The organism is Acinetobacter sp. 8I-beige (genome assembly GCF_902505955.1).
GTDB lineage: Bacteria > Pseudomonadota > Gammaproteobacteria > Pseudomonadales > Moraxellaceae > Acinetobacter > Acinetobacter johnsonii.
Window position 1 is genome coordinate 833,916 of sequence record NZ_LR732790.1, and the last position, 21,583, is coordinate 855,498.

Annotated in this window: 21 protein-coding genes, 1 tRNA gene and 1 pseudogene; 12 read left to right on the top strand and 11 right to left on the bottom strand. The window is 42.0% G+C overall.

Translation table 11 applies throughout. From position 1 onward, the window contains the following. The first annotated feature begins 72 nt into the window (after positions 1-72). The 4 genes from GVX98_RS03915 (at position 73) to GVX98_RS03930 (ending at position 3,102) form a co-directional block, all read left to right on the top strand. Positions 73-162: transfer RNA gene (locus GVX98_RS03915), tRNA-Ser, on the top strand. 561 nt (positions 163-723) lie between these two features. Next, on the top strand, positions 724-1,302 hold the full coding sequence (locus tag GVX98_RS03920; RefSeq protein ID WP_159127313.1) for a TetR/AcrR family transcriptional regulator: 579 nt from the start codon (positions 724-726) through the stop codon (positions 1,300-1,302). Beyond that, a complete protein-coding gene (locus tag GVX98_RS03925) occupies positions 1,299-2,204 on the top strand; it encodes a DMT family transporter (RefSeq protein WP_159127314.1) in 906 nt (301 codons plus the stop codon). The genes GVX98_RS03920 and GVX98_RS03925 overlap by 4 nt, the downstream gene beginning before the upstream one ends. Positions 2,205-2,229: 25 nt before the next feature. Then, positions 2,230-3,102, top strand: a complete 873-nt coding sequence (locus tag GVX98_RS03930) for a DMT family transporter (protein WP_159127315.1) — start codon at positions 2,230-2,232, stop codon at positions 3,100-3,102. Positions 3,103-3,243: 141 nt separating this feature from the next. Here GVX98_RS03930 and GVX98_RS03935 read toward each other — a convergent pair whose 3' ends face one another. Then, the gene (locus GVX98_RS03935) at positions 3,244-4,392 is read right to left on the bottom strand and encodes a DUF1624 domain-containing protein (protein ID WP_159127316.1); all 1,149 of its coding nucleotides are present in this window, start codon (positions 4,390-4,392) and stop codon (positions 3,244-3,246) included. Between the two features lie 171 nt (positions 4,393-4,563). On the opposite strand from GVX98_RS03935, the gene GVX98_RS03940 reads away from it, so the two are divergent. The 3 genes from GVX98_RS03940 (at position 4,564) to GVX98_RS03950 (ending at position 6,598) form a co-directional block, all read left to right on the top strand. After that, a complete protein-coding gene (locus tag GVX98_RS03940; RefSeq protein WP_004695655.1) occupies positions 4,564-5,196 on the top strand; it encodes a TetR/AcrR family transcriptional regulator in 633 nt (210 codons plus the stop codon). A gap of 3 nt (positions 5,197-5,199) precedes the next feature. Beyond that, a complete protein-coding gene (locus tag GVX98_RS03945; RefSeq protein ID WP_004982648.1) occupies positions 5,200-6,177 on the top strand; it encodes a zinc-binding dehydrogenase in 978 nt (325 codons plus the stop codon). A 67-nt stretch (positions 6,178-6,244) separates the two neighbouring features. After that, the gene (locus GVX98_RS03950; RefSeq protein ID WP_159127317.1) at positions 6,245-6,598 is read left to right on the top strand and encodes a DUF1304 domain-containing protein; all 354 of its coding nucleotides are present in this window, start codon (positions 6,245-6,247) and stop codon (positions 6,596-6,598) included. Between the two features lie 78 nt (positions 6,599-6,676). Here the strand turns inward: GVX98_RS03950 and GVX98_RS03955 are convergent, their stop codons facing one another. From GVX98_RS03955 to GVX98_RS03965, 4 genes are all read right to left on the bottom strand, one after another. Next, positions 6,677-7,372 (bottom strand): pirin-like bicupin family protein, encoded by a 696-nt coding sequence (locus GVX98_RS03955; protein ID WP_159127318.1) that lies wholly within the window; start codon positions 7,370-7,372, stop codon positions 6,677-6,679. 122 nt (positions 7,373-7,494) lie between these two features. Continuing rightward, positions 7,495-7,965 (bottom strand): hypothetical protein, encoded by a 471-nt coding sequence (locus GVX98_RS16865; RefSeq protein WP_228716262.1) that lies wholly within the window; start codon positions 7,963-7,965, stop codon positions 7,495-7,497. A gap of 306 nt (positions 7,966-8,271) precedes the next feature. Beyond that, entirely contained in the window at positions 8,272-8,559 is a 288-nt protein-coding gene (locus GVX98_RS16870) for a hypothetical protein (RefSeq protein WP_228716263.1), read from the bottom strand. Positions 8,560-8,642: 83 nt separating this feature from the next. Further along, the gene (locus GVX98_RS03965) at positions 8,643-9,899 is read right to left on the bottom strand and encodes a L,D-transpeptidase (RefSeq protein ID WP_159127319.1); all 1,257 of its coding nucleotides are present in this window, start codon (positions 9,897-9,899) and stop codon (positions 8,643-8,645) included. Positions 9,900-10,101: 202 nt separating this feature from the next. Here GVX98_RS03965 and hemE point away from each other — a divergent pair, with 202 nt between their 5' ends. The 5 genes from hemE (at position 10,102) to GVX98_RS03990 (ending at position 16,149) form a co-directional block, all read left to right on the top strand. Continuing rightward, positions 10,102-11,172, top strand: a complete 1,071-nt coding sequence (hemE, locus tag GVX98_RS03970; RefSeq protein WP_159127320.1) for a uroporphyrinogen decarboxylase — start codon at positions 10,102-10,104, stop codon at positions 11,170-11,172. 36 nt (positions 11,173-11,208) lie between these two features. Then, a complete protein-coding gene (locus tag GVX98_RS03975; protein ID WP_171503326.1) occupies positions 11,209-12,006 on the top strand; it encodes a DUF817 family protein in 798 nt (265 codons plus the stop codon). A 146-nt stretch (positions 12,007-12,152) separates the two neighbouring features. Continuing rightward, entirely contained in the window at positions 12,153-12,623 is a 471-nt protein-coding gene (locus GVX98_RS03980) for a DUF3015 family protein (protein WP_004695672.1), read from the top strand. Positions 12,624-12,692: 69 nt separating this feature from the next. Continuing rightward, complete coding sequence (locus GVX98_RS03985) at positions 12,693-14,576, top strand: DUF4105 domain-containing protein (RefSeq protein WP_004982635.1); 1,884 nt, start codon at positions 12,693-12,695, stop codon at positions 14,574-14,576. A 196-nt stretch (positions 14,577-14,772) separates the two neighbouring features. Next, positions 14,773-16,149: a diguanylate cyclase gene (locus GVX98_RS03990; protein WP_159127322.1), complete on the top strand. Its 1,377-nt coding sequence runs from the start codon at positions 14,773-14,775 to the stop codon at positions 16,147-16,149. Positions 16,150-16,205: 56 nt separating this feature from the next. Here GVX98_RS03990 and GVX98_RS03995 read toward each other — a convergent pair whose 3' ends face one another. The 6 genes and pseudogenes from GVX98_RS03995 to GVX98_RS04020 all read right to left on the bottom strand — a co-directional run bounded on the left by GVX98_RS03995 (position 16,206) and on the right by GVX98_RS04020 (position 21,305). Next, positions 16,206-16,565 carry a cupin domain-containing protein gene (locus GVX98_RS03995; RefSeq protein WP_004982633.1) on the bottom strand — a complete coding sequence of 120 codons (360 nt, stop codon included), beginning with the start codon at positions 16,563-16,565 and terminating at the stop codon, positions 16,206-16,208. An 86-nt stretch (positions 16,566-16,651) separates the two neighbouring features. After that, entirely contained in the window at positions 16,652-17,200 is a 549-nt protein-coding gene (gene folE, locus GVX98_RS04000; protein WP_171054237.1) for a GTP cyclohydrolase I FolE, read from the bottom strand. Positions 17,201-17,293: 93 nt separating this feature from the next. Beyond that, positions 17,294-17,980, bottom strand: coding sequence for a Smr/MutS family protein (locus tag GVX98_RS04005; RefSeq protein WP_159127323.1), 687 nt, complete (start codon positions 17,978-17,980; stop codon positions 17,294-17,296). A 266-nt stretch (positions 17,981-18,246) separates the two neighbouring features. Then, on the bottom strand, positions 18,247-19,071 hold the full coding sequence (locus GVX98_RS04010) for an SDR family NAD(P)-dependent oxidoreductase (RefSeq protein ID WP_159127324.1): 825 nt from the start codon (positions 19,069-19,071) through the stop codon (positions 18,247-18,249). Between the two features lie 32 nt (positions 19,072-19,103). Continuing rightward, positions 19,104-20,738 (bottom strand): annotated as a pseudogene (locus GVX98_RS04015) (long-chain fatty acid--CoA ligase). A 72-nt stretch (positions 20,739-20,810) separates the two neighbouring features. Then, complete coding sequence (locus GVX98_RS04020; protein ID WP_159127325.1) at positions 20,811-21,305, bottom strand: 2,4'-dihydroxyacetophenone dioxygenase family protein; 495 nt, start codon at positions 21,303-21,305, stop codon at positions 20,811-20,813. Positions 21,306-21,583 lie beyond the last annotated feature (278 nt).

The window sequence follows — 21,583 nt, forward strand, 5'->3', positions numbered from 1 at the left end:
GTGTCTTTTTTGAAGGCCGTGAGATGAAAAATATTTGCCAAAAAATATTTTTATTTATATGATAGCGCCCATGGAAGCGTGGCAGAGCGGTTTAATGCACCGGTCTTGAAAACCGACGAGGGTGTGAGTCCTCCGTGAGTTCGAATCTCACCGCTTCCGCCAAATTATTTTTAAATACAAATTAAAACTAATCATTAATCGATAATCCAAGTTTAAGTTTGGCCATTACGTCAAGTAGTGTGGGGCACACCACATAGATCGGCAGTGATCAAATTCTAAAAAAAGCAGTCAGACCTTCTCTTGCTGCTTTTTCTATTTAAGGCATTTAAGCCTTCTTTCATAACTATTCAGTTATAGCTTGAGTTGTCCAACTCAATTCCTTTTTAGATTCGCTATTCGTTTCAGACAAGCAGTTATAGAGACTATGCAGTTGTACTGTATAGCAGTCATTTCTGTAGATCAGTTTTTTTATTTCATCTGAGTGGTTTTTAGCATCCTTCGTTTGGTTTATCTAGCAACTCATTACATATAAGTTGGAACTACATGTGTATAGAGCGATTGTTCTGTTTCGCTTTTTATCCACGGCCATTGCAATGGGTCGATTGAAGGGTATTCTCCCGTATTTGATTCATCTGATATTTCCTTCATTAAATAAGCAAAGGTGACTTGAATATTTTTACAGATTCTATAGATTAGGTAGATCGGTCTACTTAGTTGAGTGTGATGAATACAAAAACTGCGAAACAGAAAATTTTAGATGCAGCCGCGATTTTGTTTTATAACGATGGCATCACCGGTACAGGGATTAATAGCATTACCGATAAGGCCAAAGTTGCCAAAATGTCCTTATATAATAATTTCCCGACCAAGGCTGACCTGATCACCTCTTATATAGAAGCACGGCATCAAGAGTGGTTAGATTTGTATGCGCTTCGAAACCAACAAGCGCATACCTCTATTGATAAAATTGTCGCGGTTTTTGAAGCCTATCAAGACCATGCTGAGTTTGCCTATGAAAAAGGTTTTCGGGGCTGTGGTTTGTTGAATGCTGCTGCTGAGTTCCCAGCGCACAGCGCCGAGCGCTTGGCTGTAAAACGGCATAAGGATGAAATTGAAAACATTATCTCTACACAGCTTGCCCTTATCATTTCGGACGCTGACAAGGTCAAACAAATGGCTTTGTTGTTGTCTTTTATTCTAGAGGGATCGATTGCGCGAGCGGGTTTGGAAAGCTCGAGTGAAAAAGTACAAGCTGCAACCGCGATGGTGAAAACACTTTTAGCGCAGGAAATGAGTACGTGAATCAGTCTGTTTCTGCGGTACCAAATTATGGTTTTATTGCAGTGCTGTTCGCTGCTTTTCTATGGGGAACGACGGGCACAGTCGCATCTTTTGCGCCTAATTTGAGTCCTTTGGCTGTTGGCGCTGCCGCCATGGGCGGTGGTGGACTGTTACAGGCACTTTTGGCGCGAAAAAGTATTATCTACCATCTGGCACATATCAAAGCCAATGCTGTGATGCTCGCTGTAGGCATAATTGCGGTTTTTATTTATCCTTTGGCCTTTTATTCATCTATGCACTATGCAGGCATCACCATTGGAACAGTCGTGTCGATTGGTACGGCGCCTTTATTTACGGCACTTTTAGAAAGGGTGTTTGACCGAAAAGAACTTTCCATGACATGGCTGATGAGTTTCGTATTGGGAGTGACGGGCGTTGCGCTACTTTCTCTCGGGGAATCACATGCTGTAGCAACCACGGAGCATTTGTCCCAAAATCGACCAATGTTGGGTATTGCTTTAGGGGCGGTTGCGGGATTGACCTATGCTTTATATTCTTGGGCGGCAAAACGAATGATTGACCGAGGGATGGATGCAAAAGCGTCTATGGGGCTCATCTTCGGACTTGGTTCTTTATTATTACTTCCGACTTTATGGATAACAGGTTCAAACTTGTTTGAAGAAAACATCAACCTTTATGTCGTGGGTTATATGATGTTGATTCCAATGTTTTTGGGCTATGTTTTATTTGGATATGGCTTAAAAACTGTGCCTGCCAGTAAAGCCATTACCTTGACCTTGTTTGAACCTTTGGTTGCCGCTGTTTTTGCAATCCTGTTGGTGGGAGAACAACTTGCACCAATCGGTTGGATTGGGATGGTTTTAATTTCAATCTGCTTAGCATTACTCACCAAAGCAAAGTAAATTTTCTCCTTGGGGCGTTTCATACATGATGATACATAAACAAGAAACAGCGCTTTTCGCAGCCGTATTGTCTTTAATTTCAGTACAAGTGGGTGCTGCGTTTGCAAAAATGCTTTTTCCCATCCTCGGAGCTGAAACGGTCGCTTTGGTGCGTTTAGGTTTATCCGCAGTCTTTTTATGGATTGTATTTCAGCCATGGAAAACTTTTCGTCAAAACAGCATGGAATGGAAAGATCTCTTTTGTTATGGCGTGATTTTAAGCTTGATGAATTTACTCATTTATAAAGCCTTTTCCTATATGTCGGTCGGGATCGCGATTTCAATTGAGGTCTTAGGGCCTTTGGCTGTGGCTATTTTTATGTCACGAAATAAATCGGACTTTGTCTGGGGTGGCTTATCGCTGATTGGTTTGATCTTATTTCCCTTAGGGAAGGCGGATAATAACTTTAGCTATATTGGCATGTTATATGCGCTTGGTGCAGCTATCTGCTGGGGACTTTATATTATTTATGGAACCAAAGTGGCCAAAGGCGGCAGTAACACGGTAGCAATCGGCATGATGATTGCGACGCTATGTATTGTTCCTTTTGGAATATCTAATGTTGGACAGGCTTTCAGTACATATGAGGTATTCGGTCTATGCATCGTGGTGTCATTGCTGTCGAGTTGTATTCCATTTTTACTGGATATTTTTGCAATGAAGCGTTTGTCACCCAAAATATTTGGGGTGTTGTTAAGTGCTTCACCAATCGTCAGTGCATTGGCGGGGTGGTTAATTTTAGGTGAAAATTTAAACCTTTATCAAATGATAGGGGTGTCAATTATCATGGCATCGTGTGCAGGGTTCTTCTATTGTTCTTATCAAAAGACAGTCGTTGCTCAAACATGTGCAGACTAGGTCTGTTTATAACAGTTGAAGCAGGGCAGGACTGTGCATATAAGCGCCATTATTGATAACCCGATATAAGGTCAAGATTGATGCCTCGTTGGACTAAGCATCAATCTTGTTTCAGTGAAATTGGCTATACACCTTAAACCCTTAGAGGTATTTAAGAATGCGAATGTGTTTGTTTTTATGTTTAAAGGCTGAAAATTTCAACATCAAGGGATAGAGAGCTACAGTTAAAATAATCGAAATGAGCCAGAGGGTGGAGACATGATCGACGCCGAAGTATTCGCCATGGGTCGTGCCAAACAGAGCGACCGCAATGAGATAGAGTGCTTTCAGCACATATAAGTGTACGATATAGAAGAACATTGGCACGGAACCAAAGATAATCAAGGGTTTGATCCAAGGTTTACTTTCAACCCTTTGAAGTAACACTAACAGGACTAAGCCTAGCCCGACATTCCACAAAATAAACAGCAGCGATGGCGGATACTTGGTCAAGTTCAAAAAACTCATAATGGTTTCAGTGCTGGTCGGCATGACTGACCATGCTTGGTCGCCATAGAGATTGATCATTCTTAAAACGATAAATAAGCTGATACTTGCAAGTCCGAAGCCTAACAAGATTTGATTTCTTTTTGCGACATCGTATGTACTGTTAAATATGGTATGACCGATGCAATAGCCGAGGGCAATCACCCCAATCCAAGGCAGTACTGGGTAAGAGGTTCTAAAACGAATCAGATCTCCAAATTCGATCCAACCACGTTCATGTAAAACAAACCACAGATTTTGCAGGATCGATATTTGTGAAAATGACACTTGATCCAGCGTATTATGTCCAAAAATAATGCTGAGACTGATCACCCAAAGCCATTTTTGCGATAGCCCAATCAAGCCTGCTAAAACCACCATACTGAGACCAATGGCCCAAATCACTTGTAAATAGATGACATCGGGCGGGAACTGTCCAGTCCAAGCGAAGTTGATAATGATTAGTTCGAGAAAAATCAGAAATAGACCGCGTTTGAGTAAAAGTTCACGTGTCATTTGAACACTGCTGTTTTTTGCTTGGTAAAGATAAGCCGATAAGCCTGTTAATACCACAAAAACAGGGGCACATAAGTGAGCCAAGATTCGGCTAAAGAAAAGGGATTCTTCGGTTCCTGGAATCAGCATCGGGTCGGGGACTTGCTGGTGGAGATAAAAAGTTTCTCTGACATGGTCGACCATCATAATCAGAATAACCAATCCTCTGAGGGCGTCAATCGCTTGTAAACGTTGTGAAGGTGTAGACATAAGATGAATTGAAAATTAGTGTTATAGTATAATGTAACATTTATTTCAATCATTTATATCTAAAATTTAATCAGCAAAATTTATATGTAATCCAATGATTCGAGATGAAGTATCAAAGGTAGATGCATTATTTTATAGACGACTGGTCTATTATTGATTTATAGTGTGGATATGAAACGATCAGATAAAAGTGAAGCAACACGACTACACATTTTAAATAGCAGTTTTCAACTGGTATTACATAAAGGTTTTGTCGGAGTGGGCTTACAGGAAATTCTAAAGAATTGTGATGTGCCGAAAGGTTCATTCTATTACTACTTTGCTTCGAAAGAGGCTTTCGGCTGTGCGCTACTTCAGCAGTATCTGGCCGACTATAAAGTCAAAATCGATCAGCTGATACAGCAAGAACAGCGAAGCGCCTATGCAAGTCTCGTGGCACTTTGGCAAGCATGGATTGATAACCCATCGCATATTGAAAGTGATGTTGAACATCATAGCGATGGGGGATGGGCGGAGAACTGTCTGATCGTCAAGTTGGCAGCAGAAGTCTCAGATTTATCTGAAGATATGCGTCAGATTTTGAACTTCGGGGTGCGTAAGTTAACAGAACGTATTTCGGGTCTAATCCAAGCCGGGCAGCAAGATGGTTCAATTCCAGCGCATATTGACGCTGAAAAAATGGCACAAACCATGTATCAATTGTGGTTGGGAGCAGCTTTATTGGCAAGACTGGCCCGAGATAAGCAGCCCCTTTACCTCGCTTTGGAAACTACCCAACAACTATTACAGCCGATAAAGGAATAGCAAATGCAAAGTATTATTCATCACCATTTTGGTGAACCTGTTGACGTCTTGGAAGCTGCAGATATGCCGCAACCTGAACCGAAAGCGGGTGAAGTACGTATTAAAATGATTCTATCGCCAATGCATAACCACGATGTGTGGACAGTGCGTGGTAGTTATGGTTATAAACCAACACTGCCTGCAATTGGTGGTAGCGAAGCTGTGGGCGTGATTGATGCGCTTGGTGAGGGTGTACAAGGCGTATCGGTAGGGCAGCGTGTAGCAGTTGCTGCAGTTCATGGCAGTTGGGCTGAGTATTTTATTGCGCCAGCACATGGCATCGTGCCTTTAACTGACGCTATTGATGATGAAACGGCAGCGCAGTTGATTGGGATGCCGATCAGTGCACTGATGCTTTTAGATTTTATCGATTTACCAGTAGATTCGTGGTTGATTCAGAACACTGCCAATGGTGCGGTGGGTAAAACCGTGGCAATGATTGCAAAAGCGCGTGGTCAAAAGGTAATTCATTTGGTTCGCCGTACTAAGGCTGTAGCTGAAATGCAGACCTTAGGCATTCAAAATGTGGTAGCAACAGACCAAGCTGATTGGAAAGAACAAGTCAAAGCGATTCATGCAGATCAGCCACTGATCGCAGGTGTAGACTCCATTGGTGGTCAGGCCAGTGGTGAAATGTTGGCTTTGCTGAGTGAAAATAGTCTATTGGTTTCATTTGGTAGTATGACGGGTGAGACCATGCAGATTTCTTCGGGAGATCTGATTTTTAAACAAGCCACAGTCAAAGGTTTTTGGGCAAGTGTGGTGAATAAGCAATTGTCTGCTGAACGTAAAAAGGAGTTAATTGTGGAGTTATTGACGCTTGCTGCACAGAAAAAATTACTGCTGCCTGTTGAAGGCATCTTCAGCTTTGCTCAAATTAAAGATGCTGCACTGAAAGCGACGCAAGGCGCACGTCAGGGTAAAGTACTTTTGAAACCTTAAGCGTTTTCGACCTAGATCAGCTGTGAAGCTGATCTAGCATCATTCATCAAAAATAAGGATAAAGCGTATGATGGGACAAATTTTAATTACTTTAATTGCACTGTTGCATGTGTATATTTTAGTTTTAGAGATGTTTTTATGGGATAAGCCCTATGGTTTAAAAGCCTTTGGCAATACGCCTGAAAAAGCACAGCTGACCAAAGTCATGGCGCAAAATCAGGGTTTATACAATGGTTTCTTGGCTGCAGGTCTATTTTGGGCGCTATGTGCACCTGAAACTTATGCACTGCCACTGGCCAATTTCTTTTTAGGCTGTGTTTTGGTTGCTGGGATTTATGGTGGTCTGACCGCCAGTAAGAAAATTATCTACATCCAAGCCTTACCTGCGGCTGTGGCGTTACTTGTGGTGAATTTTCTCTAAGCCAAAAGTAAAAACTGCTTGAGTTCTGCATTAAAAAAGCCAACGTCTCGACGTTGGCTTTTTATGGTGAGTGATGACTTATTTGACTTCAGGCAAATCAAACCAAATCACTTGTGCATCTTCCAAAGCTTCAACATCGCTTGCTTCTAAAAAAGCAATCGCGTCGCCTGCATGAAGGGTGTGTTCTGCAACTTGGATTGAACCTGAAATCACGTGCAGATAGTTAATATGCTGTGTAGCTCTAACTTCTAGCATTTGATCTTTTTCAATCACAGCCGTTTTGACTTCGGCATCTTGACGAATATGCATTGCAGCATTGTCATTTGGACCACAAATCACATGCCATTGATTTGGTTGCTCATATGGATCAAGACGAATCTGTTGATAAGTTGGCGCTGCATCTCTTTGATTTGGGGTAATCCAAATTTGTAGTAAATGTACTGGCTCATCACCCTGATTCATTTCACTGTGCTGCACACCCGTACCTGCACTCATCAGTTGCCATTCACCTGCAGAAATACCACCATGGTTGCCCATGCTATCTTTATGGGTGATGGTACCTTTGAGCACACAGGTCAAGATTTCCATATTGTCATGGGGGTGTTGACCAAAACCTTGATGACCCGCGATCACGTCGTCATTGATGACACGTAAAGCACTTACGCCCATATATTTAGGGTTATACCAACTGCCAAAAGAAAAGCTGTGTTTAGACTCTAGCCAGCCGATATTGACATGACCACGGTCTTGACTGCGATGAATGAAAGCATCCATTTTGAACTCCAATCTTATTTTTAATCTATGGAGCAATTTTAGCGTTTTATATTTATCGCCAAAATAGTGAATTTGCAATGTTGCGTTTCAATATTGAAATGATTAAACGCGACATTGTAGACTTAGTCTAAATCACAATACCGTACACGGAAATCTTTCCAGACGTAGTTTTTGCCTTGCGCATATTCAGCTAAAAATTGTTGATGTAGCTTCGGCTGCTGTTGCATCCAGTCATTGCCCCATTTCATACCAAGTGGAGGTGCTTTGTCTTTAAAAACAAAATAGTCATCGAGGCAAGTACTGCTTTCAACGGAGAGTGGTACATCTTGATCATCGAGATAATTTTCATAGTTAATTGAGTTGGGTGGATTCTTTAAGAACACTTTGTCACTGGCGGTGAGCAGAATTTTCTGTTCAAAGTGCTTCAATTGACCTTGTCTGTATTCATAGCGGGTTTCAATATTATAAGGATGCACGGTTTGGTAGTCGCCTGGGGACTTGGTGCTGTATTCCAGTATTGCATGATTATAATCTAATAAGTCTTCATCCCATTTGGGGCCAAAACTCATTCCATCTTCAATAGTTGGAGCCACAAATTGCACGCGGTGGAGCTGTTTGCCATTCGTGTCGATTTCAATAATTTCATAGCTGTATATCGGTAGCGATTGTTGGCATAGATGGCGTTCATGGCCGCATTGGCTTTCAACTCTGTAGGGGTATAGGCATAGCGAGTACGAAATATCAGAGCGAAATGCTGAGCAATGGGCATCATCGAAAACAGTTCATGATCTTTGACTATATTATTGAGTTGAGGCTGTAGGGTAAATTTTTCTCGATTTTCAGCATAAGCCTCGCCTATTGAAAAAACTGCCGAGTGGGGTTGGTTTAAATAAAGTAGTTTAAGCTTTGGTCCTGTTCGAATCGCGTAATAGTAAATCGGAGACTTGCCTGCGATGACATATATAGCGCGTATTGAAAAGTGGTTCTTTCAGACTGTCTTGCTCTGGAATGTATTGCGGATGGCGGATTTTTTCATGATCATCCAGACTGTCAAATGGATGGTCAGATTCCACCGCATAAGCAGAAGCATCCACGCTGGTCACGATTTCTTCATCTAATTCGGCGAAGGTATAAGTTGAGAAAGCTAGTAAACAGGCTACGGGCAGTATTATTTTTAAAGCGTTCATCGTCATTTTTATAATTGTTGTAATTAAAAAAAAGGTGCTCTCAAGAGAACACCTTTTATAGCGTAAACACCTTAGAAAGCCAATTATTCTAAGAATTTAACCGTTACACCTGACTTCACTTTTTTGCCAAGATCATTGGCATCCCAGTTGGTCAAACGGATACAACCGTGTGATGCTGTTTTAGAAATTGCAGAAGGGTTTGGTGTACCGTGGATACCAAATGATTTTTTGCTTAAACCAATCCAGATATTCCCTACAGGACCATTCGGACCCGGTGGTAGAGAAAGTGGTTTTAAGTTTTTGCCCTGTACAAAGTTACTTGGAGAGTAGCTATACCATGGATTTGGCGCAACACCCGTGACTTTATAAGTACCCGTTGGAGACGGAGTATCTGAGCTACCAATGGTTGCAGGGAAAGAACCGATCATTTGGTTGCGGCTGTTAAATAAATACAGCTGTTTTGCACCTTTGTGAGCAACGATCAAATGAATGTCTTCTGGCACTTCATTGCGGATATTGGCCACAATAATTTTTTCGCCCGCTTTTTTGAAGGTCGCTTTTGGATTTAACTTTTTCAAAAAGTCTTCATCCATATGGAATTTTTCAGCCAACATTTCAGTTACACGAGTGTAATACAAGCCTTTCATTTTGGATTGTAGTGCATAGTCGCGTGGAATTGATGCAGCATAAGGACCTTTTAGGTCTGCTTCGGTAATGGTGTATTCAATAAACGCAGGTTTAGAACCTTGGCTTGCTATTAGGGCATCCCAAGTTTCTTTGGTTAAAGTGCCTGTTGCTTTTAAACCGCTCATTTGCTGGAACGAAGCAATGGCTTTGAGGGTGTTTTTACCGCTCATGCCATCAATTGCACCCGGAGACGCATGTGCATTATTCAACATCACGTGAGCACGTGCATAGACAGGGAATTGGCCTTTACCAATGTTGTCAAACCATTCTGCACTGTTTAAACCATTTAATGTCCACGATGCTTTAGCCGCAGCAGGATTGGTCGTCGTGGTGGTTGGTGCAGTGGTGGTTGGTGCAGTGGTGGTTTTGCTTGGTGCAGCACCAACGTCAGCAGTTTTATCTTCAGATTGTTCAAGTTGATCTAAAGTTTGCGAAGCTTGGTTTAAGTCTGCTTGTTCTTTTGCTGTAATTTGGCTGTTTGCAACCGCAGTAGAAGCTGAAGCGACATCTGTTGCTAAAGGATCAATAGGATCTTGAACTGAAGTATCAATGATCTTTTTTGGCGTCAAGGGTTGTTCAGTAGTAGATGCAGCAAACGCTGTACCAGCAAGAATGCAACTTAAACTCATCGCGAGTATTGTGCGAACGAACATGTAATTCAACCTTAAGAATTATTCATTTACAAAGTAAAAACTAGTGAAGTATTACAGAAAAAAGATGGAGATGCAGTATTTGTTTTGTGTAAATATTCGTTTGCATCTTTGTCCTGATCGAATTTTAGTGTTATGAGAAGTTATTAAAAATTCGACCTTTTTGTTATGATGGTGAGCAAATTTAATTGAGATGGGAAAGTAAATGACGACGCTTAAAAATGATCGTTTTCTACGTGCTTTATTACGTGAACCTGTAGATACCACACCCGTCTGGATGATGCGTCAAGCAGGGCGTTATTTACCTGAATATCGTGCAACCCGTGCTCAAGCGGGTGATTTCCTTTCGCTGTGTAAAAATAACGAATTTGCGTGTGAAGTGACTTTACAGCCTTTACGTCGTTATGAGCTCGACGCTGCCATTTTATTTTCAGATATTTTAACTGTACCCGATGCTTTGGGTTTAGGGCTGTATTTTGAAGCTGGGGAAGGGCCTAAATTTCATAAAACAGTTCGTACTGAACAAGATGTGGCGAACTTACCTCAGTTTAATGCCGCGTCTGATCTCGACTATGTGATGAATGCGGTCAAGACGATCCGTTCAGCGCTTGGCGGCCAAGTGCCATTAATTGGTTTTTCAGGCAGTCCTTGGACGCTGGCAACTTATATGGTTGAAGGCGGTTCGAGCAAAGATTTCCGTTTCACCAAGCAAATGATGTATGCGCAACCTGAAGTTTTACATGCATTGCTTGATCGTTTGGCTGATGCGGTGATTGATTATCTAAATGCGCAAATTGATGCAGGTGCTCAAGCCGTACAGATTTTTGACAGCTGGGGCGGGGCATTGGCACACCGTGAATATTTAGAATTTTCTTTAAAATACATGCAAAAAATTGTTGCAGGTTTAAAGCGTGAAAATGAAGGACGTAAAGTGCCTGTGATTTTATTCACCAAAGGTGGCGGTCAGTGGCTAGAGCCAATGGTGGCAACAGGGGCGGATGCTTTTGGTCTAGATTGGACGACGTCATTGAATGTGGCTCGCCAAACGGTGGCTGGCCGTGCGGCACTGCAAGGTAACTTAGACCCTGCAACATTATATGGTTCGCATGACACCATCGTGAAAGCCACCAAAGCTATGTTAGATGACGCTTATGCAGGCGGTGAGAAAACAGGTTATGTTGCAAACTTAGGTCACGGCATTACTCAATGGGTTGACCCTGAAAACCCGAAAGCCTTTATTGATACTGTGCATGAATACAGTGCCAAATATCTCTAAGTTTCACAGCTTCAATTCAATTAGGGTTCATGCGTGATCACGATTTTAAAATCATGTTTTGAGTTCTCATCTAAGGCAGCTTCGGCTGCCTTATTTGGGATATTGCTGTTATTGGCTTTTGCCTTCACAGCCAGTATGGGGAGTCAGGAATATTTCGGCTTTTTCCGTTATGACTATCTACTGTTTTATGCCGTGCTGATTCAAGTTTGTCTGCTGTATTTAAAACTGGAGTCTTGGGCCGAGGCCAAAGTGATTGCGCTATTTCATGTGATGGCAATGGTGATGGAAATCTTTTTGACCCATCCGCAAATTGCATCTTGGCAGTATCCGCATCCCGCCGTATTTAAAATTTTAACAGTGCCTTTGTTTGCAGGTTTTATGTATTCGGCTGTGGGCAGTTTTTTTGCGCGTTCATTACGTCTTTATCATGTTTCTTTTGAACACTTGCCCCGTTTCTCCGCCATGCTGACATTGGCGGTGTTGTCTTATATCAACTTTATGTCCAAATTTTTTGTTCCAGATATTCGTTATCTTTTGTTTGCGTGGAGCATAGTGCTGTTTTGGAAAACCAAGATTGGCTTTGAATTGCAGCAGCATCGTTTTTACCTGCCGATGTTACCCGTGCTTTTACTGTTGGCCTTTATTATTTGGATTGCGGAAAATATCAGTACGTTTTACCAAATCTGGCTGTACCCAAGTCAAGTCGATGCATGGCATATGGTCGGTTGGGGTAAGTTGGGTTCTTGGTATTTATTGCTACTGCTCAGTCTGGTGTTGGTGCTAAAGATTTTAGGGAAACGAGACCTACGTGGCAGTTGGTCCTTATACCGCTAAAGCACATTTTTAAATATTCACTTCACTTTAGTATAAATTGTTTTGCGTTATGCGCTTGTTACCGCTATCTTACAAGGGTGTAGCTCAAAATACACACAATAGGAACAATAAAAATACTCGGAGATAATCGAGTCTGGAGAAACCTTATGTTGAAAAAAATAGCATTGGCTGCGGTTTTGGCTGTTGGTTCTACCGCTACATTTGCAGATAATGACGTCGGTTGTGGTATTGGTTCACAAATTTGGGCTGGCCAGTCTGGTAAAGTCGCTAAAATTTTAGCGGGTACAACCAATGGTCTTTTCGCTAACCAACTTTTCGGTATTACCTTTGGTACTTTAGGTTGTAGCGGTACGGGTACTGTGACTGCTCAGGCAGTAACATTTACCAACGAAAATGCGGAAGCATTGGCGCGTGATATGGCAGTCGGTGAGGGCGAAAGTCTAAATGTACTGGCTGAATTACTGAACATCCAGTCTGAAGATAAAGCACGTTTCTTTGAAGTGTCTAAACAAAACTTCGCAAAAATCTATTCAGCTGAAAACCAAGATGCGCTTCAAGTATTAGCATCTTTACAAGCAGTCATGGCAACGGATAGCGTATTAAAAGCATACGTTTAATTGCACCATAAAACCCTGCCATTCAGGCAGGGTTTTTCATATCTAAAAAAGAAGAATAGCTAACACTGCATGAAATCTGTTGTCCTCCTCTTTAGTGTGCTATTCAGCACCAGCATCTTTGCTCAAGCACCTAGCTCAGCCGAGTTTTATATTGAAAAAGCACAGCAGCTGAAGCTAGCCTCAAATGTGACTTGGCAACGTTTGATGTATGCCAATGTTTCAGGACAAAGTGAAGTCACTTACCGTCCATTTTTTTATAGCGAACACGGACAAACTCAGCTCAAACAAGAGCTTGATACCAATATTGCAGCACTTTTTACCCCAGCCGAAGCCAATCAATCGATTCAGTGTCGCTTTCCGGCACGTTCAAAATGGCTCATAGGACAACTGAATATTGCATCAAACCAACTGCCTAAAGCCTCATGTCCTGAGCTGGATGAGTGGCTTGGGCAAATTAAGCCGTATAAGGCGACTTTAATTTACGCTACGGACTTTATGGGCAATCCCAGTTCGATGTTTGGGCATACCCTGTTAAGGCTTGATCCTAAAGACCAAAAACAGCTGAACTTAGTTTCTTATGCCGTGAATTATGCAGCGACAGTGGCCAATAGCGATAGCTTTTCTTTTGCATGGAAGGGCTTAACCGGGCAGTACCCAGGTGAGTACTCACTCATGCCGTACTATCGAAAAGTGAAAGAATATGGTGATTTGGAAAGCCGCGATTTGTGGGAGTACGAGTTAGCCCTGACGCCAGAAGAAACCAAAACCATGGTTGAGCATATTTGGGAACTCAAGCATGTGCAATTTCCTTACTATTTTATCAGTGATAACTGCGCCTATCGTTTACTGGGTTTAATTGATTTGGTACGGCCAGAGGTCAACCTACAAAAACAATTTAAAACCGCTGCGATTCCTGTTGAGACTATTAAGGCGGTCGATGAAAACCATCTAATTGCAGAAAGTGTTTACCGTCCAGCTTTAGAAACTCAGTTGTTGGCACAAGCCAAACAACACGGACAAGCCTTGGCATCGGCTGCGCATCAGGTTGCGCAACTTGAACCTGCTCAAATGCAAGATTATTTGAATCGCTATGCCTTGGTGGATCAGGCACGTATTTTAGAAATGGCTTATGACCATGTGTATTTACAGTTAATTGCACAAAAGATTGCGGCAGAAGACGCCCAACCGCGTATTCGACAACTGCTGGGTTTGCGGAGTCAGATTGACTTGGAAAAGCAACGTCAAGTAGTCGAAGCGCCAAAAGTAGATCCGGTAAAAGGCCACCATGCGCGAACCGTTCAGTTTGAAGCGGGTGAAATACAAGGTGACACTTATTTCCGACTGAGCCATCGTCAGGCCTATCATGACTTGATTGACCCACAAGGCGGTTTCCGTTTGGGTACACAGCTTAAGTTTCTAGAAGGCAGTCTCGAATACCGTGATGATCGACTAAAACTGCAAGAGCTAAATGTGCTGGAGGTCAATGCCTACAGTCCACTGACTGCCTTTAAAACACCATTAAGCTGGGGGTTTAACATGGGTTGGCAACAAGAGGCACTAGATCGAGATGGTGCATTTAGTGAACAGGATCAACACGGTGTATTCAATCTATCCAGTCAGTTTGGCTATAGTGTGGCAGATCAAGAGCGTCAACATTTATGCTATGCACAATTGCAAAATCATGTTCAAGCAGGTAAAGCTTTAGACCGAGGTTGGCGCGTGGGACTTGGGCCAACGGTAGGCTGCCAGAACATCTGGAGTGAACATATCAATAGTTTGGTACAGGTCGAGCTGCCATATTGGGAAGATAGCCATCAATGGCAAGTCAGACTGAATACACAGTTGCAATATTTATTCAATCAGCAAAATGCGTTGAGGCTTCATTGGCAGTATCAACAGCAAAAAGGCAAAGATTGGGATCAGACGGGTTTGAGTTATATCCATTTCTTTTAGTTCGATCCTCTTTTCAAAGCTCCAATAATGGGGCTTTTTTTATGAAAGTCATTGCCGTTAAAACAACCAAACGTGAGCCTTACTTTTTATAAAGCGCTGAAAATGAAAGCTGATGGTGAAAATAAGTATTGAAATTTGTTATATTAATCACATAAATGTCTAGTAAGTCTCAAAAATATATAAATAGGTAAGTTTTATGAATGATGAATGCATGGCTAAATTGGCCGAGCAATGGGGGAAAATTTGCCAACATTATTCAGTGAATGATCACGTTAAAGCGCAAAATTTTATTCAGCAGCATTCGTCTGTATTGGTCAATGAATTTTATAGCAATATTGTCTTGGAGCCTGAGGCTGCAGATTTTTTTAAAGATGACATCATTCAACAACGTTTAAAAAACAGTTTAAACCAATGGCTCATTGAAAGTTTCGACGTGGCTGTGAATGAAGCTTATTATGCAGCAGTTGAAAAACAACAAAAAGTTGGGCAGGTACATGCGCGGGTGGGCATTCCTTCTTGGTTGATCATGCGCGGTATTCGTGAGATTGAAAACAAGATCTTGGAACTCTTGGCTGGACTTCCGCTAGAAAACAACCACTACATGCTAAGTTATATGCTGCAAATTATGGGCTTTGCGACAGAAATTATGTGCAGATCCTATGAAGCCAATACAGAGCGGAGCCATGAAGTTAAGCATAGCTATCGTTTATTTTCTGCAATGCAAGATGTCGCAGTACAAAAAGATAAGCAGCGCAGCATTTTGCTCGACTGGGAAAATGAGTTGATGTTCAAAGTTTTCTCCGAGCATCCGCAGTTGCAACATATTGCTTTGTCTAAGTCGGAATTTGGTCTATGGTTTGTGCATAAAGCAGCGTATGCCTTTACAGGTGCAGAGCAGGTGGAGACCATTATCAGGCTGATTCAACAGGTCGATACCCTCAATTTTGACGTGCTCGACTGTCAGGATCAGACTCAGAAAGTTGAACGCATTCAAGAAATTCGTGACGTGAACCGACAGATTCAGCATTTGGTCGATCAACTGTTTCAAGTGACCGAATATATAGACTCAGGCAATGACTCACTGACTCAGCTGTTAAACCGTCGTTATTTAAGTACGATTGTGTCGCGTGAAATTAATTTTGCCCGTAAAAATGATGCAGCGCTGAGCCTATTGGCAATCGACGCGGATTATTTCAAACGTATCAACGATAAATATGGGCATACCGCAGGGGACTTGGCACTGCGTTTTATTGCTGAAGTCTTGTTAGATGTTGCCAAGGGTAGTGACTATGCCTTCCGTGTCGGTGGCGAAGAGTTCTTATTGCTGTTGGTCGACAGTGATCTCACGCGTGCTTTACAAATCGCTGAAACGATCCGTATGCGGATACAGGAAACCCCAATTCGTACCGCTCATGGGCAAAGTTTTAGTTTTACCGTCAGTATTGGCTGTACGGTTTATAATGGTCATCCTGACTATCAACGCTTTTTAGACACTGCCGATTCGGCACTCTATGCTGCCAAAAATAAAGGGCGTAACTGTATTCATGTGACTGAAAAAGTCCTGAGTGTTTAAAGCTCAGACTTAAACACGAACTATTCTAAGACGTTTCAAATCGGTTGTTGAGGTTTTTATACCTCAACAATCACATAGTATTTTTTTACAGCTTCAACCACTTCAAATGTGCCGATAAAACTCGGTGGAATAATTCCTGCCTGACCTGCTGTGACTTCAATGAAGTCTTGAGTGTGGGCATCATGAATACGGATGATGCCTTCCATCACTTGAAAAAATTCTTGTTTATTGTCGGAAAATTGAATATTCCATGAGCCAACTTCACAGTGCCAAATCCCGCAGCCCATGTGTGGGTGTTCATATAGACTATAGGTCTGGCGCTGTGGATTGCCTTGAACCAAACGGTCTGGACGTGGAAAATCAATACTCTGTTCGCCTTGGGTCAAACCATGACCTGCTAACCAAATTGCTGACATTGCGTATTCCTCTAAACAAAAAATGAATCGTTCAATGATATATGCATAAAAAAAGCCCCAACAGAGGTCGAGGCTTTATGTTTAAATTAATAGCTTTCAGGGACTGCACTTAAAAACTCGCGGCGCTCTTCTTTATTGGTTTTAAAGTCACCAATAAAGGAAACGGTACGTGTAGTCGATTCTTGTTTGCCGACGCCGCGCATCATCATGCACATATGTGCCGAATCAATCATGACTGCCACACCGCGTGCACCCGTCACTTCTGCAACCGCTTCTGCAATCTGCTGCGTCAGATTTTCTTGAATCTGTAAACGGCGTGCAAACATTTCGGTAATGCGTGCAAATTTAGAGAGTCCAAGGACGTTGCCTTCAGGTAAATATGCAATATGTACGCGACCATAAAAAGGCAATAAATGGTGTTCACAGAGTGAATAAAACTCGATATTTTTAACCAGTACCATTTCACGGTTGTCCGATGGGAACACCGCATTGTTGGTCACTTCTTCTAAGCTTTTGCTATAACCAGACGTTAAATACGAAAAAGCTTTAGCAGCACGCATAGGCGTATCGAGGAGACCTGGACGGGTTAGGTCTTCACCAACGGCAGTTAAGATGTTAGCGTAGGATTGCTGCATAGACATAAGACGTGTTCACTTACACTGATATTGAACAAGGACGGCATTGTAGCAGAAAACTATTCCAATGCCTTATTTTGGACAAAAATCCGATTACTGTTTAAACTTTGGGTTCTTCTCGCTTCGTTTTAGCAACACTAAAACTGCACCTGTGCCACCTTGCTTCTCTGGCGCACTGACAAAAGCCAGCACATCGCGGTGTTGACGCAGCCAACCATTCACATAGGTTTTTAAAATGGCTTCCGGACCTTTGCCGTGCACAATTTTAATGACATTTTGATTTTCATCTTTGGCCATTTGAATGACTTGTAAAACTGCGACACGGGCTTCTTCAACGGTGCAACCATGCAAGTCGACTGCTTCAAACCAACGAATGTTACCCGCTTTTAAATCTTCAAATACTTTGTGTTGCAGCGTAGCAATGCGATAACTGAGCGCGGCTTGGCTCGCGACAGGGTTGAGCATTGCTTGAGTATCGGATAGCTCAGTTGCATCGGTATGCATAGGGCCTTCAGCCGCTGCACGTTTTGCTAAAGTTTGCGCATCGATTTTTTTCTTTGGATTTTTTTCTATTTTGGCAATGTTCGCGGTCTCCATTTTTTGGACACCTTGCATTTGTTTTTGAAACAACGCGAAATCATCTTCTGGCTCTGGCGGAGCAACTTGAGCTGGGGCCTCAGACTGTTTGATGGCAGTCGAATGCGGATTGGTGATTTGCTTTTTAAAGTCTTTCAGTAAATTAAACTGTTCTTTAGAAAGCGATGAATCATGTTTGCTCATAGGGTCAGAAAAATACGCAAAATAAGGAATTAGGCGATAATTATAGTCTGGTTTTGTTCTGATTTGAACTGAATTACTCTCATTAGGAAAGAGTAAAAGCCTGAACACAAAATGGCTTCTAATCTGTTGAATGGTGTGCAAAAGAATGATTGTTGTAGATGCGCGTAAAACAGAAAAACCCAAGTAAACATACTATCTAGAACAGACAAATGATTTACTCGGGTTTAGGCAGGACATAATTATTATGTCCTTAAGTGAGGACTCACTTAACTTGCACGTAAATTACTGAGAATTTTATCCAGTTTCTTGTCGATTTGACCACGGAAGGTATTCGGTAGTAAACGCGATACTTTAATAAGAAGACGTACTTGTGTACCTGGAATGATCATGAAATCAGAAGATAAAATACCGTTGTAAATTTCTTTAGATGCCTTATCTAGAGGCATACTACCACCCAGCTGTTTCAAAGCAGCTGTTACAGGCGAGCCGTGTTTACGCTCTTCAGTCACCAACGGCGTATCAATTTCAGGTGGGCATACCACGGCAATATCAATGTTTTGGCTGCGTAGCTCCATACGGAGTACTTCAGCTAGGCCAACCACACCAAATTTAGAAGAACAATAACCTGTATAGCCATAACAACCGAGCAGCCCAGATGCTGAAGCAATGAAGACAACTTTAGGGCGTCTGCCTTGTTGGGTAGTTTGTTTTAAATAAGGTAATGCAGCATGAGCAACATTGCGACTACCAACAAGGTTAATATTGATTTGGCGTAAAAACTCTTCAGAACTCATGTCTTCAAAAGATTTTGCAATCACAATACCAGCAGAATTGATTACAAGATCAGGCGTACCTGCTGCAGTAACTGCTTCAGCAAATGCCTTTTCCAAATTACTTTCATTTTGTACATCAATTTCAAAACCATGTACCGATGGTGACTGTTTTTTTAATTCAGTTACTGCTTGCTCAATCCCCGCATGGGCAAAAATACAAACCTGATATTTATCTTTTAGTAACAGTTTGCTTAATGCAAGACCGATACCGCTGCTGCCGCCTGTTACCCATGCTGTTCTAGATGTATTGTTTTTCATTTCAGAATCCTTCTAAATGTTTTAAGTTGCTTTTAAACAACTTCTTCTTTTAGCAAAACATCGCTAAATTTTGTACGAAGTTCAGCCTTGACAATTTTGCCTGTGCCATTGACTGGCAGTGCATCTACAAAAATGACTACGTCCGGAATCTGCCAGCGTGCAATTTTATTTTCAAAATAAGCTCGGGCTTCATCTTCAGTGAGTGTTGAATTTTCCTGTTTTACTACAATTAAGATTGGACGCTCGTCCCACTTTGGATGACGTGCTGCAATTGCGGCAGCCATGCGAATTTCAGGATGTCCAACTGCAATATTTTCAATTTCAACCGAAGAAATCCATTCACCGCCTGATTTGATCAAATCTTTCGCACGGTCACAAATGGTCATATAGCCGTCTGCATTTAATGTTGCAATATCGCCTGTATCGAACCAACCATCTGCTGTGGTAGCACTTTTTTCTTGGTTGAAGTAATGATCAACAATCCAAGGCCCGCGGATTTGAAGATTACCTTGAGTATGACCATCGTTTGGTAAAGGATTTAGGCTATCACCATCTACAATACGTAGTTCAACGCCAAAAGGCGGGCGACCTTGGGTTAAGCGTAGTTTTTCAAAGTCTTCAGCGCTTAAAGCTGAATGTTTTGCTTTCGGTTGGTTGATCGTGCCGAGTGGACTGGTTTCAGACATCCCCCAAGCATGAATGGTGTCGCATGCATAGTTGTTTTTGAAGTCACGAATAATCGACGGTGGGCACGCAGCGCCACCCACAACATTGCGGTTCATACTGTCTTAGGTTGTGCCGCGTTTTTTTGCAGCAGCAAGTAAACCTTGCCAGATGGTTGGCACACCTAAGGCGATGGTTACTTTATAGTCATCAATTAAGCTGGCTAGGCTATCACCATCCAGATTTGGCCCCGGAAGGACAATAGTACAACCTACCATTGCTGCTGAGTAAGGAACACCCCATGCATTTACATGGAACATGGGTACGACAGGCATGACGATATCTGATGCAGACAAGTTGAGTGAGTCAGGGAAACACGTTGCCATGCTGTGTAATAATGTTGAACGGTGGCTATACAACACCCCTTTAGGATTGCCTGTAGTGCCAGAAGTGTAGCAAAGCGAACTTGGCGTTTCTTCGCTAAACTGTGGCCAAACAAATTCAGTCGACTGACCTTGAATTAATTCGTCATAGAACATTACATCGGGTAGAGCTGCGGCAACTTTTTCGTCACGTGCGCCATAACAGATAAATTTCTCAACGGTTGGGACTTGACCTTGAATCGCAGTGATTAACGGTAAGAAAGTGCTATCAAAGAAAATGGCTTTATCTTGTGCATCGTTAATGATGAAAATTAATTGTTCAGGGAACAAACGTGGGTTAATGGTATGGCAGACATAACCACTACCTGAAATTGCATACCAAGATTCTAAATGACGATGATTGTTCCATGCGATGGTTGCAAGACGATCACCCTGTTTAAGATTGAATGACGTGAAAGCATTGGCTAAACGTTTGCTGTTTTGTTGGATTTGGAGCCAATTGGTGGTGGTCATTTGACCACTAACTTCACGTGAAAGTACAGCGGTGTCAGAGTGGTACTTTGCTGCATGTTCGATTAAATTACTAATCAACAAAGATTGGTGCATCATTTTGCCAAACATTTCATTCATCCTTTGTGGCTTTTTTTATCATAAAAAAAAGGCTTTTAGCCGAAGCGAAAAGCCTTTAAATACTTATTGGTCGCTGAAACCAACTGCAGAACCTGGTTTGATATAACGTGGCATTTTTTGCCCAGTTTGTTGTGCCACAGCATGAAGCGTACGTTCGATCCAGCCTGCATCCATAATGAACATTAATGAATCATCATCGTTTAAGTTCACGTTTGCACCTTCAATGACCATGAAGCCTTCAGCACCTTCTGGAGTTGATAAGGTATGAATAGAACCCGCTGGTTCAAATAAATAGCTTCCTGCCGTTTGAACATCTTCAGGGTATTCGACATAATGCCACGAACCTGCTGTGGTATAGAAATGTACTACACCTGTGTGGAAGTGACGTGGCAGAATCGTACCTGCGTCAAAACGTACATTGACTACCCATACGCCATTGTCTGGATCTAAAAAGCAAGGTGATACATGTACACCTGGTAAAGCGTTTTTGACTTCACCTTCTCTAACATTAATGGTTAATAAACGGTCTTGATGTTTAACGGATTGTGCAATGCTCATGACAAACTCCTTGTATGTCGCTATTTCAGAGGGCGATACCAGCAACAGGCATCAAAGATTTCCATCTGTTTGAGCATAGCAATGTTTCAAAGATCGCAAACCACTCGAAAGAATGGAATTCACATTGTTTGATAAATGTGCGAATGAATAGTTTGAAGTTGGGGGGCTGAAAGGATCATTTTGATGCAATTTCACATTGTCTAACTGTAGTTCCCCGACTAATTTATAAGTGTTTTAGACTGGAGAATGGCATAACATGATTGGTTGAGGATGATGTT

Bases quoted from the DNA above. Each gene is read 5' to 3' on its own strand.
- GVX98_RS03965 (WP_159127319.1), bottom strand. From the start codon at position 9,899: ATGTTCGTTCGCACAATACTCGCGATGAGTTTAAGTTGCATTCTTGCT.
- GVX98_RS04010 (WP_159127324.1), bottom strand. From the start codon at position 19,071: ATGAAAAACAATACATCTAGAACAGCATGGGTAACAGGCGGCAGCAGC.
- GVX98_RS03995 (WP_004982633.1), bottom strand. From the start codon at position 16,565: ATGTCAGCAATTTGGTTAGCAGGTCATGGTTTGACCCAAGGCGAACAG.
- GVX98_RS04005 (WP_159127323.1), bottom strand. From the start codon at position 17,980: ATGAGCAAACATGATTCATCGCTTTCTAAAGAACAGTTTAATTTACTG.
- GVX98_RS03940 (WP_004695655.1), top strand. From the start codon at position 4,564: ATGAAACGATCAGATAAAAGTGAAGCAACACGACTACACATTTTAAAT.
- folE (WP_171054237.1), bottom strand. From the start codon at position 17,200: ATGCAGCAATCCTACGCTAACATCTTAACTGCCGTTGGTGAAGACCTA.
- GVX98_RS03990 (WP_159127322.1), top strand. From the start codon at position 14,773: ATGAATGATGAATGCATGGCTAAATTGGCCGAGCAATGGGGGAAAATT.
- GVX98_RS16870 (WP_228716263.1), bottom strand. From the start codon at position 8,559: ATGAACGCTTTAAAAATAATACTGCCCGTAGCCTGTTTACTAGCTTTC.
- GVX98_RS03930 (WP_159127315.1), top strand. From the start codon at position 2,230: ATGATGATACATAAACAAGAAACAGCGCTTTTCGCAGCCGTATTGTCT.
- GVX98_RS03935 (WP_159127316.1), bottom strand. From the start codon at position 4,392: ATGTCTACACCTTCACAACGTTTACAAGCGATTGACGCCCTCAGAGGA.
- GVX98_RS03945 (WP_004982648.1), top strand. From the start codon at position 5,200: ATGCAAAGTATTATTCATCACCATTTTGGTGAACCTGTTGACGTCTTG.
- GVX98_RS03955 (WP_159127318.1), bottom strand. From the start codon at position 7,372: ATGGATGCTTTCATTCATCGCAGTCAAGACCGTGGTCATGTCAATATC.
- GVX98_RS04020 (WP_159127325.1), bottom strand. From the start codon at position 21,305: ATGAGCATTGCACAATCCGTTAAACATCAAGACCGTTTATTAACCATT.
- hemE (WP_159127320.1), top strand. From the start codon at position 10,102: ATGACGACGCTTAAAAATGATCGTTTTCTACGTGCTTTATTACGTGAA.
- GVX98_RS03920 (WP_159127313.1), top strand. From the start codon at position 724: ATGAATACAAAAACTGCGAAACAGAAAATTTTAGATGCAGCCGCGATT.
- GVX98_RS03985 (WP_004982635.1), top strand. From the start codon at position 12,693: ATGAAATCTGTTGTCCTCCTCTTTAGTGTGCTATTCAGCACCAGCATC.
- GVX98_RS03980 (WP_004695672.1), top strand. From the start codon at position 12,153: ATGTTGAAAAAAATAGCATTGGCTGCGGTTTTGGCTGTTGGTTCTACC.
- GVX98_RS03950 (WP_159127317.1), top strand. From the start codon at position 6,245: ATGATGGGACAAATTTTAATTACTTTAATTGCACTGTTGCATGTGTAT.